The organism is Lichenicoccus sp. (assembly GCF_965276875.1).
In the GTDB taxonomy this organism is placed as follows: Bacteria; Pseudomonadota; Alphaproteobacteria; order Acetobacterales; family Acetobacteraceae; genus Lichenicoccus.
In genome coordinates this window covers 2047414-2061612 of the sequence record NZ_OZ255701.1, presented here as the reverse complement: position 1 = coordinate 2061612, position 14199 = coordinate 2047414, and the positions used below count along the sequence as shown (strand labels likewise).

12 protein-coding genes are annotated in these 14199 nt (G+C 66.3%); 7 read left to right on the top strand and 5 right to left on the bottom strand.

The window, feature by feature from the left end; genetic code table 11:
* Positions 1 to 66 precede the first annotated feature (66 nt).
* Complete coding sequence (locus ACQY4K_RS09955; protein ID WP_428395686.1) at positions 67 to 936, bottom strand: SDR family oxidoreductase; 870 nt, start codon at positions 934 to 936, stop codon at positions 67 to 69.
* A 74-nt stretch (positions 937 to 1010) separates the two neighbouring features.
* Here ACQY4K_RS09955 and ACQY4K_RS09950 point away from each other — a divergent pair, with 74 nt between their 5' ends.
* Complete coding sequence (locus ACQY4K_RS09950; RefSeq protein ID WP_428395684.1) at positions 1011 to 1781, top strand: enoyl-CoA hydratase; 771 nt, start codon at positions 1011 to 1013, stop codon at positions 1779 to 1781.
* On the opposite strand, the gene ACQY4K_RS09945 is transcribed toward ACQY4K_RS09950, so the two are convergent.
* Positions 1762 to 2211 (bottom strand): MaoC family dehydratase, encoded by a 450-nt coding sequence (locus tag ACQY4K_RS09945; RefSeq protein WP_428395683.1) that lies wholly within the window; start codon positions 2209 to 2211, stop codon positions 1762 to 1764. The genes ACQY4K_RS09950 and ACQY4K_RS09945 overlap by 20 nt on opposite strands.
* A gap of 3 nt (positions 2212 to 2214) precedes the next feature.
* The gene (locus tag ACQY4K_RS09940) at positions 2215 to 2667 is read right to left on the bottom strand and encodes a MaoC family dehydratase (protein ID WP_428395681.1); all 453 of its coding nucleotides are present in this window, start codon (positions 2665 to 2667) and stop codon (positions 2215 to 2217) included.
* 65 nt (positions 2668 to 2732) lie between these two features.
* On the opposite strand from ACQY4K_RS09940, the gene ACQY4K_RS09935 reads away from it, so the two are divergent.
* Positions 2733 to 3956, top strand: coding sequence for an acyl-CoA dehydrogenase family protein (locus tag ACQY4K_RS09935; RefSeq protein WP_428395679.1), 1224 nt, complete (start codon positions 2733 to 2735; stop codon positions 3954 to 3956).
* Positions 3957 to 3958: 2 nt separating this feature from the next.
* Positions 3959 to 5107 (top strand): acyl-CoA dehydrogenase family protein, encoded by a 1149-nt coding sequence (locus ACQY4K_RS09930; protein WP_428395677.1) that lies wholly within the window; start codon positions 3959 to 3961, stop codon positions 5105 to 5107.
* Here ACQY4K_RS09930 and ACQY4K_RS09925 read toward each other — a convergent pair.
* On the bottom strand, positions 5085 to 5909 hold the full coding sequence (locus ACQY4K_RS09925; protein WP_428395675.1) for a tetratricopeptide repeat protein: 825 nt from the start codon (positions 5907 to 5909) through the stop codon (positions 5085 to 5087). The genes ACQY4K_RS09930 and ACQY4K_RS09925 overlap by 23 nt on opposite strands.
* A 476-nt stretch (positions 5910 to 6385) precedes the next feature.
* On the opposite strand from ACQY4K_RS09925, the gene ACQY4K_RS09920 reads away from it, so the two are divergent.
* From ACQY4K_RS09920 to ACQY4K_RS09910, 3 genes are read left to right on the top strand one after another with little or no spacing between them, the layout of a single operon-like run.
* Entirely contained in the window at positions 6386 to 7582 is a 1197-nt protein-coding gene (locus tag ACQY4K_RS09920; RefSeq protein ID WP_428395673.1) for a DegT/DnrJ/EryC1/StrS family aminotransferase, read from the top strand.
* Entirely contained in the window at positions 7579 to 8964 is a 1386-nt protein-coding gene (locus ACQY4K_RS09915) for an aminotransferase DegT (protein ID WP_428395672.1), read from the top strand. The genes ACQY4K_RS09920 and ACQY4K_RS09915 overlap by 4 nt, the downstream gene beginning before the upstream one ends.
* Entirely contained in the window at positions 8961 to 9752 is a 792-nt protein-coding gene (locus tag ACQY4K_RS09910) for a class I SAM-dependent methyltransferase (RefSeq protein ID WP_428395670.1), read from the top strand. Before ACQY4K_RS09915 ends, ACQY4K_RS09910 begins: the two co-directional genes overlap by 4 nt.
* A gap of 6 nt (positions 9753 to 9758) precedes the next feature.
* On the opposite strand, the gene ACQY4K_RS09905 is transcribed toward ACQY4K_RS09910, so the two are convergent.
* Positions 9759 to 10565 (bottom strand): hypothetical protein, encoded by an 807-nt coding sequence (locus tag ACQY4K_RS09905; protein WP_428395668.1) that lies wholly within the window; start codon positions 10563 to 10565, stop codon positions 9759 to 9761.
* 280 nt (positions 10566 to 10845) lie between these two features.
* Between ACQY4K_RS09905 and ACQY4K_RS09900 the strand changes: the two genes are divergently transcribed.
* Positions 10846 to 14196 carry a glycosyltransferase family 2 protein gene (locus ACQY4K_RS09900; RefSeq protein WP_428395666.1) on the top strand — a complete coding sequence of 1117 codons (3351 nt, stop codon included), beginning with the start codon at positions 10846 to 10848 and terminating at the stop codon, positions 14194 to 14196.
* The last annotated feature ends 3 nt before the right edge of the window (positions 14197 to 14199 follow it).

Genomic DNA, 14199 nt, shown 5'->3' with positions numbered 1-14199 from the left:
TAATGAGGGGTGGTCATGTCATGGTAGCAAGCCCGGGGTCAAGCGGGGGTCCAAGCGGGCTGAGGCTTACGGTCGGTGCTGTATGCGTGTCGGCGAGTGCTCGAAGACAGCGTCGGGTATGAAGAAGTCGGCCCCGAGGGGGTTATCGCCGGCGTCAGGCGCATAGCCGGAAAAGTCGGTGATGCCTTCGGCGCGCAGCACTTCCTCGTCGATGAAGAAATTGCCGGTGCAGTCGCGGGCTGGCCGGTTGAGGATGGCGTAGGCGGCGTCTGCCATGATCTGGGGCGACCGGCTCAACCACTGCGACCGGTTGGCAGGCATCGCGATGCGCAATGCGGCGGTGTCGATCACGGTGAGCGGCCACAACGAGTTCACCGCGACGCCCTGCGCGCGGAACTCCTCCGCCATGCCCAGCGTGCACAAACTCATGCCGAACTTCGCCGTGGTGTAGGCTACGTGCGGTGCGAACCATTTCGGCGCGAGGTCGAGTGGTGGCGCGATATTGAGGATATGCGGATTTTCGCCATGCAGGAGATACGGCAAGGTCAGCTTCGAACACAGGAACGTGCCACGCGCGTTGACCTGCTGCATCAGGTCGTAGCGCTTCATCTCCGTGGTCAGGGTGCCGGTGAGGGCGATCGCACTGGCGTTGTTGACGCAAATATCGATACCGCCGAATGCCGCGACACCTTGCGCGACGGCGGCCTGCACCGCGGCCTCGTCGCGGATATCGCAGAGCGCCGCGACCGCGACACCCCCGGCCTCCTCGATCGCCTCCTTGGCGGTGTAGATCGTGCCGGGGAGCGTGGGGTGCGGTTCGGCGGTCTTGGCGGCGATGATGATGTTGGCACCGTCCGCGGCGGCCCGCAGCGCGATCGCCAGGCCGATGCCGCGGCTGCCGCCGGATATGAAAAGGGTCTTGCCTTTCAGGCTCATAATACGATCCTCTCGACGTTCCATAGGCAGCCGCCTTGCGCGGGTCAACGCGCGGACGGGCTGAGGAGTAACGCATGAGTGCCGGAATAATCATCGTCGAGCAGGACGGCATCGTCGAAATTCGGCTGGACCGGACCGAGAAGAAGAACGCGATGACCGCTGCGATGTATGACGCCGCCACCGACGCGCTGACTGAAGGCGGGCTTCGCGACAGCGCGCGTGTGTTCGTGTTCACCGCCGAAGGCACGACATTCTGTGCCGGCAACGACATGAACAGCTTTCTCAACCCCGTGGACGAGCTGGAGCAATCGCCAGGCTGGCGCTTCATCAGGGCTCTCGCCGCCTGCGGCAAGCCGATGGTCGCCGCTGTGCAGGGTGCGGCCGTCGGCATCGGCACCACCCTGCTGCTGCATTGCGACCTGGTCTATGCCAGCCCCGAGGCCAGCCTGTCGGTACCGTTCGTCTCCATCGGCCTGGTGCCGGAGGCGGGATCGAGCCTGTTGTTGCCGCACTTGATGGGCCGGCAGCGCGCCGCGCGCATGCTGCTGCTGGGCGAGGCGATGAGTGCCGCCGAGGCGCACCACGCCGGCCTGGTGAGTGGCATCGTGCCGCTGGAGGAGCTGCGCACGCACGCCATCGCCAAGGCGCAAGCCCTCGCCTCGAAACCGCCGATGGCGCTGGCGGGAACGCGCGCTTTGATGCGCGGTGACGAGGCGGCACTGGCCGCGCACATGCAGCGCGAGATGGCGCTGTTCGCACGCGCCGTGCGAGGCCCGGAGGCACGCGAGGCCGCCACCGCCTTCCTAGAGAAGCGCGCGCCGGACTTTAACCGGCTCGGCGCATAACCACGATCCTGCAGACGAGGGTCTGCACCACCACATCACGCTGCGTGCGCGTCTCGCTCCGCAGTGTCACGATGCCGCGATCCGGACGCGACCGCGAGGGCTGCACCGACAGCACCTCGCACTGCACCCGCAGCGTATCGCCCGGTCGCGTCGGGTTCGGCCAGGCGATCTCCGCGCCGGCACCGATCAGGCCGCCGGCGATCGGCAGCCCGCCTTCGACCATGAGCCGCATGGTGATGGCGGCGGTGTGCCAGCCGCTCGCCACCAAGCCACCGAACAGCGAGGCGCCACCTGCCGCCTCGTCCAGATGGAACGGCTGCGGATCATAGCGCGCGGCGAACGCCTTGATCTCGTCGGCGTCGACCGTATAAGTGGCGCTCTCGAAACGCTGGCCGACGGCGAGGTCGTCAAGCGCGAAGTCGGGCGGCATCGATCAGCCGAAACGGAACAGGCCGAGCGAGTCCGCGACCAGAGCGGGCCGCTCGCCGCCTTCAACCTCCACCGTGCCGCGCTGGGTGATCAGCAGCCCGGACGAGCGCTCCTCCAGCTTGAGCAGGGTCTGGCACAGCCGCACCCGCGACCCGGACGGCACCGCCGCGGTAAACCGGACCCGGTCGAAGCCGTAATTGAGAACACTGGTGGTGCCTTCGAGCCGCCAGACCGCCGCCCCCATCGCCGGCAGCAGCGACAGGGTCAGCAGCCCGTGCGCGATGGTGCCGCCGGCCTCGCGGGTGGCACGCGCGACATCGACATGGATCCATTGCTCATCCTCGGTCAGCTTGGCGAAGCCGTCGATGCGCGGCTGCTCGACGGCAAACCAGCGCGAGACGCCGAGTTCCTGGCCCACCAGGCTGGGCAATTCTGATTGCGTGATGAGGCGCGTCATGACCGGGTCCTTGCCTATCGGTTTCGGCTTACCATAGAGCAGAGTGGCAACAGGAGAAGACGATCATGGATCTGGGCTTCACGGCGGACGAACGCCGCTTTCGCGAGGAAATGCGTCGCTTCTTCACCAACGAAATCCCCGCCGACATCCGTGCGGCGGCGGCCAAGGGCGAGCATGTCAGCAAGCAGCAGCTCGTCACCACCCAGCGCATCATGAACCAGGCCGGGCTTGCGGTCCCCGATTGGCCGGTCGCCTGGGGCGGCCGCGACTGGACCCCCGTGCAGTTCCATATCTGGCTCGACGAGATGCAGACCGCCTCGGTACCGGCGCCGCTCTCGTTCAACGCCTCGATGGTCGGGCCGGTGATCGCGCAATTCGGCAGCGACGCGCAAAAGCAGCGGTTCCTGGCGCCCACGGCCAATCTCGACATCTGGTGGTGCCAGGGCTTCTCCGAGCCCGGCGCCGGCTCGGATCTGGCCAGCCTGCGCACCATTGCGCGTCGCGACGGCGAGGACTGGATCGTCGATGGCCAGAAGACCTGGACGACTTTGGCGCAGTATGCCGACTGGATTTTCTGCCTGTGCCGCACCGATCCGGGTGCCGCCAAGCGCCAGCTCGGGATTTCGTTCCTGGTGATCGACATGCGCACGCCGGGGGTGACGGTGCGTCCGATCCAGACCATCGACGGCGGCCACGAGGTCAACGAGGTCTGGTTCGACAATGTCCGGGTGCCGGGCGAGAACCTGATCGGCGAGGAGAACCGCGGCTGGGACTATGCCAAGTTCCTGCTCGGACGCGAGCGTGTCGGCATCGCCCGCATCGGCGTCTCCAAGGCGCGGCTGCGCCGCTTGCGCGAACTCGCCGCGCTGGAGCGTTACGAGGGCGCGCCGATGATCGAGAATCGCGGCTTTCGCGAGCGGCTGACGGCACTCGAGATCGATCTGCGCGCGCTCGAGATGACGCAGCTTCGGGTGGTGGCCAACCAGCGGCACCAGGAAGCCGGCAAGCCGGATCCGGCAAGCTCCATCCTCAAGCTCAAGGGCTCGGAAATCCAGCAGGCGACGACGGAGCTGCTGCTCGATCTCGTCGGACCCTACGCCATGCCCTATCGTCACGATCCTTCTTGCCAGGACGGGGAGGTTGAAGGCGACAACGATCCGATGTCGATCGGCCCCGATTACGCGGCAGAGGCAGCGCCGACCTATTTCAACTGGCGCAAGATTTCGATCTATGGCGGATCGAGCGAAATCCAGCGCAACATCGTCGCCAAAGCGATTCTCGGGTTCTGATCATGGATTTCGATTTCAACGACGACCAGCGCCTGCTCAAGCAGAGCGTCGACCGGCTGATCGCCGACAAGTACGGCTTTGCCCAGCGCCAGGCGATGAGCGCCGAGCCGGACGGCTGGAGCCGGGCAATGTGGCAGCAATTCGCCGAACTCGGCCTGCTCGGCCTGCCGTTCGACGAAGCACAGGGCGGCTTCGGCGGCGGCCCGGTGGAAAGCATGATCGTGGCCGAGGCGTTCGGCCGTGGCCTGGTGCTGGAGCCCTATTTCAGCACCGTGGTGCTCGGCGGCGGCCTGCTGCGCCGGGCGGCCGATGCGCCGATGCAGGCGGAGCTGCTGGGGCAAATCGCTTCGGGCGAGCTGCTTGTGGCGTTCGCGCATGTCGAGCGGCATTCGCGCTACGAACTGTGCAATGTCGCGACCATTGCGCGCAGGCAGGGCTCCGGCTTCGTGCTCGAAGGCGACAAGAGCGTGGTGCTGCATGGCGACACCGCTTCCAAGCTGCTGGTGACCGCGCGCACCGCCGGCGGGACGCGCGACCGCGACGGCATCGGCCTGTTCCTGGTCGAGGTGCCCGGCGAGGGGGTGTCGGTGCGCGGCACACGCACCCAGGACGGCCTGCGTGCGGCGGAGGTCTCGCTCGCGGGCGCCGTCGGCATCCCGCTCGGCGATCCCGGAAGCGCGCTGCCCGTGGTCGAGCGGGTGGTCGACGAGGCGCTGGCCTTTCTCGCCGCCGAGGCGGTCGGCGTGATGTCGTGCATGCTCGATGCGACGGTCGACTACATGAAACAGCGCAAGCAATTCGGCCGTGCGATCGGGGACTTCCAGGCGTTGCAGCACCGCGCGGTGGACATGATGGTGCTGCTTGAGCAGGCGCGATCGATGGCGCTGCTGGCGACCATGCTGTCGGGCTCCGAGGACGCGGTCGAGCGGCACGAGGCCTGCGCCGCGGCCAAGGTGCAGATCGGCCGCTCCGGACGGCGGCTGGGGCAGGAGGCGGTGCAGCTGCATGGCGGCATCGGCGTGACGATGGAGTATGCCGTCGGACATTATTTCAAGCGCATGTCGATGATCGAACTGCTGTTCGGCGACGCCGACTTCCATCTGTCGCGGCTGGCCGCCGCCGGCGGCTTCAGCCCCGATCGCGGGTCTTGAACGCGGTCCAGGGGGTGACGGTGTAGCGACCGGCTTGTGGCGAGACGGTGAACACGCGCCAGACATAGTCATGCGCGGTCGCATCGAGGGCGACGAGTTTGGCGGTAACATCCACGTAGCCGGCATGGATCTCGCGCTCGGGACCCTGGCCCTGCGCCACAACCTGTAGAAAATAGCGTACCGTTTGGGCGTCGGCGGGCGCGGTCCAGACGAACACCACCGCGCGATCCTCAGGAAGTGCTACGGTCTCGCCGGCCTTTGGCGTCACTGGAGCGGCCGGGTGCAGGCTGGCACTGGGCTGCAGGTTAGCTCCCCCGGTGTCGGGATCTGGGGCCTTGAGCTTGTCCGATGCAGCCGGCAGGCCGCTGCTTGCCGCCTGCCTGAACCAGGCGCGCGCCGCCGCCGGATTACGCGGCACGCCGGTGCCGGCATCGTAGAGCAGCCCCAAATCATATTCGGCACGGCGATTGCCGGCTCCTGCGGCACGGGCGTACCAGGTGGCGGCGCCGGCTTCATCGAGCGGTGTGCCACGGCCGCCATCCTTCATCGCCGCGACATTGAACTCGGCTTCGGACAGCCCGGCGTCCGCGGCCTGACGGAACCAGCGATAGGCGCGTGTGGCGTCCTGTGGCTCGCCATTGCCGGCATCGGCGAGCAGTCCGAGACGGAATGCCGCCTCGGCGTCGCCGCTGGCGGCCAGGGACTGCCAGAGTGTGCGCGCACGCTGAACATCGTGTGCCGTAAATGCGCGTTCCGCCTGCTGGGCAGCATCCTGGCCTGGTGGCGTGGCAGCGGATGCCATACCCGCGTGCGGGCCAATTAGCGGGCCAATTAGCGGGCAAACTTGCAGGATCCAGGCCAGAGCCGCGGCCGCGGGATGACGTGCCATCCGGTGAGACATAAGCCGCGCGGCGGCGCATTGCAGGTCGGCGTTCGATGAAATCGCCGTCAGCCGCGAGACGCCTCCTGGAACGCCACGCGCACCGTCATTACAGTCTTCTGCCCCGCTACAAAGTAATAACAGGCATTTTTTCCGGCAATTTCCAAAATATAGTTAAAAGTTCGGAAACAGACACATTCCGAGTGCAGGCAACGTCCGGTTGTGCTCTTTTGCCTTACGGCAACCAGGCAAGTCTCCAAAGCCTTCGGCGGCAACCACGAATGTGTTTGTTCTCTGTATGGGTGCACGGACGCCGCGCCTTGATTGACGGGAAATGTCTCCGGCGAAAACGCCGTCTTGGATTGGTTGGTCCCTGAACACCAAGCGAGCGGTGCTCCATGCAAATCCCATTTCTGCGGCCGCGGCCGCCCAGCCTGCAGCAGCTCGGTTGCGAACTCGATGCCATCGAGGCGTCCGGCATCTATACCAATTATGGCCCCGTCAACACCCGCTTCGAGCAGGCGCTGGAGCACGACATGTTCGGCGGCGCCAGCGCCTGCGTCACCGTCTGCAATGCCACCATTGGATTGATGATGGCGATGCGTCATGTCGTCGGCGACCGCAGGCCCGGACCGCGCTATGCGCTGATGCCCTCTTTCACCTTTGCCGCCGCGGCGCAGGCGGCCGACTGGCTCGGGCTGGTGCCGTTGTTCTGCGATATCGACGCGGGCGACTGGGCCGCCTGCGCGCGCGCCGAGGAGGCGCTGATCGGCCGCTACGGCGACGATATCGCCGTCATCGTGCCGTATGCGACGTTTGGAAACTGCATCGATCTCGCCCGCTATGAGGCTCTGAGTGCCAGGACCGGCATCCCGATCGTGATCGACGCCGCCGCCTCGCTCGGCAGCCTTGATGCCGACGGATGCCCGTTCGGCGCCGGCTTTCGCTTTCCGATCGTGTTCTCCATGCACGCCACCAAAACCTTCAGCACCGGCGAAGGCGGCGTGATCGCCTGCGCCGACCGCGACACCGTCCAGGCGCTGCGCCTGATGGGCAATTTCGGCTTCGGCGCCCCGCGCGCGGCCACCCAGCCCGGCCTTAACGCCAAGCTCAGCGAAGTCGGCGCCTTGCTGGCTCTCGAGCGGCTGCGCGGTTTCGAGCCGGTCGTGCGGCATCGCGAGGCGCTGGCCGATCGCTATCGCGCGCAGCTCCCCGGCTGGGGCTGCCAGCAGATGCGCGGACGCCGTTGTGCCTACCAATTCATGCCGGTCACGCCGCCGCCGGAGTGCACGCTGACCCGCGACGGGATCATCGCAGCCCTCGCGGCCGACGGCATCGGTGCGGCCGCCTATTTCGCGCCGCACGTGGCCGAGCAGCCTTTTTTCCGCACCCGCTCGGTCGCCGGCGACCTGCGGGAGACGGCGCGGCTGTCCCGTCAGATCCTGGCGCTGCCGCTCTGGGACGAGATGACCCTGGCTGAGGTCGATTCGGTGTGCGCGGCCCTGCTGCGGCTCACCCGCGCACCCGTAATCATCGCATCGGTGCGTCGCCCGGCGTCGCCGATGGCGCAGCCGCGCAAGCGGGCGGCGGTATGAGCCGGCTGCTGCAGACCGGATCCCTGGTCGTCGGCGGCGGCCCCGCGGGGCTGGCGCCGCTGCTCGCAGCCTCCCGCCGCGGCATCCTGCCCGACCTGATCTCGCGCGGAGTTGTCGTCGCCGAGCGCGGCGCGCGCATCGGCGGCGGCCGCATCGGACGTTACGTCATCAATTCCGACAGCGCCGGCGCGACCTTCCTGTCCTGCCTGCACGATAGCGAGCCGCTTCTCGCCGCCGTGGCGCGCACCCCCACGGCAGCGGCGGTCGCGGCCTACGGCGACGGTGCCGTGCCGTTGGCCCTGGTCGGCCGGTTGCTCGAAGACGTCGGCGAGGCCTTGCGCCAGCGCATCGAGGCGGACCCGAGCGGCGCCGTGCTGACCGGCCACGAGGCGCTGCGCACGACAATGCGGCCGCAGGGCGGCTGGCTGACGCAGCTCCGCTCCGGCCTGACCGGCCGTATCGTCGAGGTCGCCTCGGACAGCGTGATCCTCGCCACCGGCGGCGATCAGCCACACGCACGCCTGGCACACGAGGAAGTCGCAGGCAGGCCATTGCTGCCGCGTTACCGCGACAAGCTGCTGCAGTCTGATGCGGTGCTGAGCAACGGTGGCCTCGACCTGGTCGCGCGGCGATTGGACGGGATTGCGCAGCCCCGCATCGTCATCGTCGGCGGCTCGACCAGCGCGCTCGCCTGCGCGCGCCTGCTCCTGGGCGGTCTCGATCCGCCGTGGCCACCGGGCGCGATCACGCTGATGCATCGCCGCCCGCTCACCGTCTTCTACCCCTCGGCGGCTGCGGCGCGCGCCGATGGCTATGACGCCTTCCGCGCCGACGATGTCTGCCCGATCAGCGGCTTCGTGTTCCGCTTCGGCGGCTTGCGGTTCGACTCGCGCGAGCTGGTCATGCGGTTAAGCGGCATCGGCGGCCGCCCGGCCGAAAACCGTATTGTCCTGCACAGCCTCGAAGAGCAAACCAGCGGTTGCAGCCGCGCCCTCCTCGATGGCGCCGACCTGATCGTCTCCTGCCTGGGCTACCGCCCGCGGGCGCTGAAGGTGTTCGACGCGCACGGCGCGCCTATCGCGCTGCGTGCGGAACAGCCGGACGGCGCCCTGGTTGGCGCCCAATGCGGTGTGCTGGACGCAGCCGGCGACGAAATCCCGGGCCTCCTCGGCATCGGGCTCGCCGCCGGCTTCGTCGCGCACGCTTCCATGGGCGGCGAGAAATCATTCCGTGGCCAGATGAACGGTTTGTGGCTCTGGCAGAACGACATCGGCGTCATCGTCGCCCACCGGATGCTGGCGGCGGCCTGCGCACCGGCACCCGAAGGTGTGGCACCCGAACGCGCGGCGCCGGAACAACGCATGACGAGAGAACCGGTATGACCGAACCACAGGACCGCGTTTCCGAACTCTACAACACCATCGCTGAAGCTTACGATAGCGGCTACGACGTTGCCTCGCATCGCCGGGTTTATGACCAGCTCGCCTGGGAGCATGTCTCCTCGCTGCAGTTGCCGGCAGGTGCTACGATCGTCGATGTCGGCTGCGGCACCGGCCGTTGGATTCCCCGTCTGTTAGAACGCGGCCACTATGTCATTGGCATCGAGCGCGCCAGCGGCATGATCGATCTCCTGCGTGCGCGCAAGCTCGGGCCGGCGTTCACGTTGATTGAATCCAGCATGGAGAGTGCAAGGGTGCCGCGCGCCTCGGCCGACCTGGTGTTGGCACTGGGCTCGGTGCAGTACGCCCTCGATCCCGCCGCGATGATACGGCGTTTCGCCAGCTGGACGCGACCGGGTGGGGCGGTGTGCGTCTATGTGGACTCGCTGGTGTCCCTGGTTCTCGAATTGCTGCGCGAGGGCAAGCAGAGCGAGGCGATGGAACGGCTGCAGACGCGACGTGGCAAATTTCGCCAGGGTGACAAGACCGCGCCGCTCTATTTGCATGATCGACGCACGCTGGAGGCGCATTTCGCGGCAGCCGGCCTGGTCGATGTGCGCTGCCATGGTCTTGCGGTCAGCGCCAGCGCGCTCGGTCGTGCCGGCTGCGGCGAGGCCATGGCGAATGATGAAAACAGCGCCATGGCTTTGGAACGTTTGCTTTCAGCCGATCCGGCGATGGCCGATTCCGGCCTGCATATCATGGCCATCGGTCACAAGCCCGCGCGGTGAGCCGCCCTAGTTTTGGCCGCGCAAATGCAGCGCGAGCAGCCTGGCGGTGCCGGTGATGCTCTGCGGGTCGGTATCGTTGCCGACACGGTTTGGATAACCCTGCCGCCCTCCCTCATAGGTCTCGACGATGAATTCGTCGGGGAGTGTTCCGGCGGCCCGCAGCTGGTCGGCGACAGCGATGGTCTCGGCCTCGAAATGCCACGCGGCATTTCCCGGCGACAGGATGAAGGCTGTGTGCAGATGCTCAGCACGTGCCCAGCGGAGTTCGGTCTCCACAAAAATCCGGTAGGCCGAAGGCTGGCTCAGGAACAGATCCACCGGCGCGTCGATGGTCAGGGCGCCGCCATAGCGTGCGGCGTCGCGGTATGGCTGCCATCGCAGGTCTTGAAATGGCGCGGTTCGGTACTCGCCCTGATTGGGTGCGAGGATTGGCGCCAAAGAGAGAAACCCACGGGCCCGCGCCGCATCGACGAAGGGCCGCCAATCCGATTGCAGGTTCCGCGCGAGCACGTTGACATGACCGCGCTGGCCGCGGACGCCGAGTGCCAGATAGTCGTCCTGATAGACCGAGTCGAACCAGCCCTTGGCGTCGGTGACCAGTCCGAACTCCACGTCGGCCGGCCCGTCGAAGTTGGCGAGTATGGCGCGTCGCTTGGCAACACTGGTCCGAGTCCACACATAGTCGTGGATATAGAGCATCGTGCCGCCGAGCTTGCGCAATGCAGCACTGTTCGCAGGATCGGCAAGATCAGAGAAGCCCGCGATGCCGCCGACGGCGATGCTGATCGGAGCAATGTCACGGGGGTGGGTCATCGCGTCACCTGGAAGGGGTGTAAGGAATGTAAGCCCGAGAAGCCCTGCGATAACGCGCATTATTGTTCTCCATGACAGGCGTCGTTATGGCACGCCAGGCGGTCTGAATCCACAGGCAAAACAAACAACAACTATGAATAGGGCCGGTTATAACTAAAGAATTAACCATTGTGCGATATACGTTCGTCAATGCTCAAATCACAAAGTCTTCGTCGTTGCTTTTGCCGCTTTAATCTGGCTTTTTATGGTCTACCGGCATCGTCAAAAGAGGCGACTTCGCATGAGCACCGCGATTTGTCTGATCGTCAAAAACGAAGTCGAGAACATTGCCGAGTGGGTTGCGCACAACACGCTGATCGGGTTTGACCGGATTTTCGTCTACGACAATCACTCCACCGACGGCACCTCCGAACTGCTCGCACAGCTGGCGCGCGACTTTCCGGTTGAGGTGCGTTCCTGGGGCGACGAGCAGGCCGTCCGAGGCGGTGCGTGCAAGCAGATGTCGGCCTATGCGGATTGTCTGGAGCGGCATGGCCCGCACCTCGACTGGCTGGCGTTTCTCGATGCCGACGAATTCCTGGTGCCGCCCCCGGGTGAGACGCTCGCCGATCTTCTGGATGCGCACCACGATCACGACGGGCTTGCCTTCAACTGGCGGATTTTCGGATCGAGCGGATTGCAGAGCACCCCCGGCCGGCTCGTCATGGAGGCGTTCAACCGCCGGGCGGTGACGTCCGACAATGCCAATCGCCACGTCAAGATGATCTTCCGGCCGATTGCCGCGCGCCGGCTCATCAACCCGCATTATGTCGAACTCGCGAGCCCGGTGGTCGGTGTCGATGGGTGCGCGGTGCAATGGTCGGAGCCCGGCATCACCATGCCCGGCGCCATTGTCTCCGGCGCCTGGCGCCTGCACCATTACATCATACGCAGTCGCGCGCATTGGGAGCGCCGGATTGCCAGAAAGCAGACCGACCATAGTGTGCGCGACTGGTCGGAGTTCGAACGCTACGACCGCAACGAAGTGCTCGATGCGAGCGCCTATGTCCATGCCCAGCGCGCGCATGCCCGGCTGGCATCGCACGGGTTCGCCTACGAAGCGGTGCCGCAGACGGCGGACGATGCGCCATGCGCGCGTGTCCCGGTGCGCGCGGGCGCCGCACCCGCATCATCGCGGCTGGTTTGTTTTCTCGATGCGGTGCATGGCGGCCTCGCCCATGGCTGGGCGCACGATCCAGCGCAGGCCGTGGGCTCGACGTCGCTGCGCGTCCTCATCGACGGCGCCGAGCAAGGGTCCGTGCTGTGCGACCTGGCGCGTCCCGACGTGCTGGCCAGCGGCGTCGGCAAGGAGCATGTCGGTTTCAGGTTCGCCATCAACCCCGCCTTTCTCGACGGCGCCACCCACAGTCTCGAGTTTCGCGACGCCGACGGGTGTCCGGTGGCGATGGCGGTCGGCGCGGTACGCAGGACGGCGTTCGGCTTTCGCGATCGTTTCAGTCCAGAACTGTTCAGCGCGGTCGACGAGATGCAGCAGAGCGTTCTGCGTGGCTGGGCAGCCTGCCGCCGTGCGCCGGACGGTCCAATTGAGGGCAGCCTCGAGCTGCTGGTCTGCGTCAATGGCGAGGAGGTGGCGACGGTGCGCGCCGACCGGCCGCGTCCCGACGTTGCCGCCTCCCTCGGCTGCGACAGCGCCTGCGGCTTCGCGGTGCGACTGCCGGCCGCCTATCGCAGCCCGGTCGCCCAGGAGTTCCGTCTGTTCGTCATGCCGGAGCGGGTCGAGCTCTCCGGCAGTCCGCTGGTGACCAGCGTCATTGCGCATGACCACGCGACCAGGCTGAGCGGGCTGATCGAACAGATGAACGGCATCTCCAGCCAGATCGACGCGCTGCGCGCCGCGGTCAAGTCGATCATCCCGTCCGGCGGCTTCACCCTGGAGAGCTATGATCCGTGGGCGCGTGAGGCCGCGCGTCGGCTGCGCGCGCGCATGGCGGCAGTCCGTGACGACGGCGTCCTCTCGGCGGCGCCGCTGGTCTCCATCCTCTGCCCAGTCTTTCGGCCAAGCCTGGGCGATTTCGCCGCTGCGGTCCGCTCGGTAATGGCGCAGACCTACGCCAACTGGGAACTGATCCTGGTCGACGATGGCAGCGACGATGACAGCGTCAGCCGTGCGATCGCACGCCTGTGCGCCGAGGACAGCCGCATCCGGATCGTCGGCGACGGCCGCAATCGCGGCATCTCAGGCGCCACCAATTTCGCCTTGAAGGCAGCCCGCGGCGCCTGGATTGCCTTCTTCGACCATGACGATCTTCTGGTCGACGTCGCTTTGGAATGCATGATGCGGCATGCGCTGACCAGCGGCGCCAGGCTGCTCTATTCCGACGAGGACAAAATCGACGAGTTCGGCTTCTTCTCGGAGCCGGCGTTCAAGCCCGACTGGAGCTACCGCTATCTGCTCGGCGTCAACTACATTAATCATCTGACTCTCGTGCAACGCACGCTCGCGCGCAAGGTCGGACTGCTCGACCGGACCATGGACGGCGCCCAGGACCATGACTTTCTGTTGCGCGCCATCGAGCATCTGAGCTGCGACGAAATCTGCCACGTGCCGGAGGTGCTCTATCACTGGCGACGCGCCGCGCAGTCGACGGCGTCATCGGGCGCGGTCAAGCCGTATGCCGTCGCGGCGGGAGAGCGCTGTATCGCGGCCCATCTTGACCGCATGCAGCGGCCGGCCACGGTGCGCAGCCTGAATGGCGGCACGCTCTACCGTATCGACTGGCAGTACCCGCAAACCACGCGGGTGGCGGTGATCATCCCGTTCAAGGACCGGAGCGAAATGACGGCGCGCTGCGTCGCCCATCTCCAGCGTCACACAGACTCCTCCAATCTCGACATCATCCTCGTCGATAACGGCTCCGTGGAGGAGGCGACGCGCGCCGAGCTCAAGCGGCTCGCCGCCGATCCCACCATTTCCGTCCTGCGCGTCGACGAGCCGTTCAATTATTCGCGTCTGAATAATCTCGCCGTGCAAAACAGCACCGCCGAGTTCTTCGTGTTCATGAACAATGACCTGTTCGTCCAGGATAATGACTGGCTCCCGCGTCTGCTGAGCGAAGCCACGACCGACGAGACGGTCGGCGCCGTGGGTGGGAAGTTCCTGTTCGAGAACCGCACGATCCAGCATTCCGGTGTCGTGCTCGGCCTTGGCGGCGTCGCCGGGCATGTCTTCGTCGGCGCCAACGAGAGCTATGGCGGCTACGGCAATCGCGCCCTCGTGGCGCATGAGGTCTCGGCGGTGACCGCGGCCTGCATGCTCGTGCGCGCCGAGGTGTTTCGCGCGGTCGGCGGCTTCGATGAGACCGACCTCAAGGTCGCGTTCAACGACATCGATCTCTGCCTGCGTATCCGCGAGGCCGGCCACCGGATCATCATGGCGCCGGAGTTTGTCGCCGAACACCACGAATCGATCAGTCGCGGCAGCGAGGACAGCCCCGAGAAGGCAAGCCGCTTCCGGCGCGAGGCCGCGATCATGCAGGCACGCTGGGGCCAAGCCCTGCTCGGGGATCCGTTCTACAGCAAGAATTTCAGTCTCGATCAACAACCCTACTTCAATCTCGCCGGCATGGAGTGAATA

Coding starts and splice junctions, on each gene's coding strand:
- ACQY4K_RS09935 (WP_428395679.1), top strand. CDS start 2,733: ATGGATCTGGGCTTCACGGCGGACGAACGCCGCTTTCGCGAGGAAATG.
- ACQY4K_RS09900 (WP_428395666.1), top strand. CDS start 10,846: ATGAGCACCGCGATTTGTCTGATCGTCAAAAACGAAGTCGAGAACATT.
- ACQY4K_RS09910 (WP_428395670.1), top strand. CDS start 8,961: ATGACCGAACCACAGGACCGCGTTTCCGAACTCTACAACACCATCGCT.
- ACQY4K_RS09945 (WP_428395683.1), bottom strand. CDS start 2,211: ATGCCGCCCGACTTCGCGCTTGACGACCTCGCCGTCGGCCAGCGTTTC.
- ACQY4K_RS09930 (WP_428395677.1), top strand. CDS start 3,959: ATGGATTTCGATTTCAACGACGACCAGCGCCTGCTCAAGCAGAGCGTC.
- ACQY4K_RS09940 (WP_428395681.1), bottom strand. CDS start 2,667: ATGACGCGCCTCATCACGCAATCAGAATTGCCCAGCCTGGTGGGCCAG.
- ACQY4K_RS09920 (WP_428395673.1), top strand. CDS start 6,386: ATGCAAATCCCATTTCTGCGGCCGCGGCCGCCCAGCCTGCAGCAGCTC.
- ACQY4K_RS09950 (WP_428395684.1), top strand. CDS start 1,011: ATGAGTGCCGGAATAATCATCGTCGAGCAGGACGGCATCGTCGAAATT.
- ACQY4K_RS09905 (WP_428395668.1), bottom strand. CDS start 10,565: ATGACCCACCCCCGTGACATTGCTCCGATCAGCATCGCCGTCGGCGGC.
- ACQY4K_RS09955 (WP_428395686.1), bottom strand. CDS start 936: ATGAGCCTGAAAGGCAAGACCCTTTTCATATCCGGCGGCAGCCGCGGC.
- ACQY4K_RS09925 (WP_428395675.1), bottom strand. CDS start 5,909: ATGGCATCCGCTGCCACGCCACCAGGCCAGGATGCTGCCCAGCAGGCG.
- ACQY4K_RS09915 (WP_428395672.1), top strand. CDS start 7,579: ATGAGCCGGCTGCTGCAGACCGGATCCCTGGTCGTCGGCGGCGGCCCC.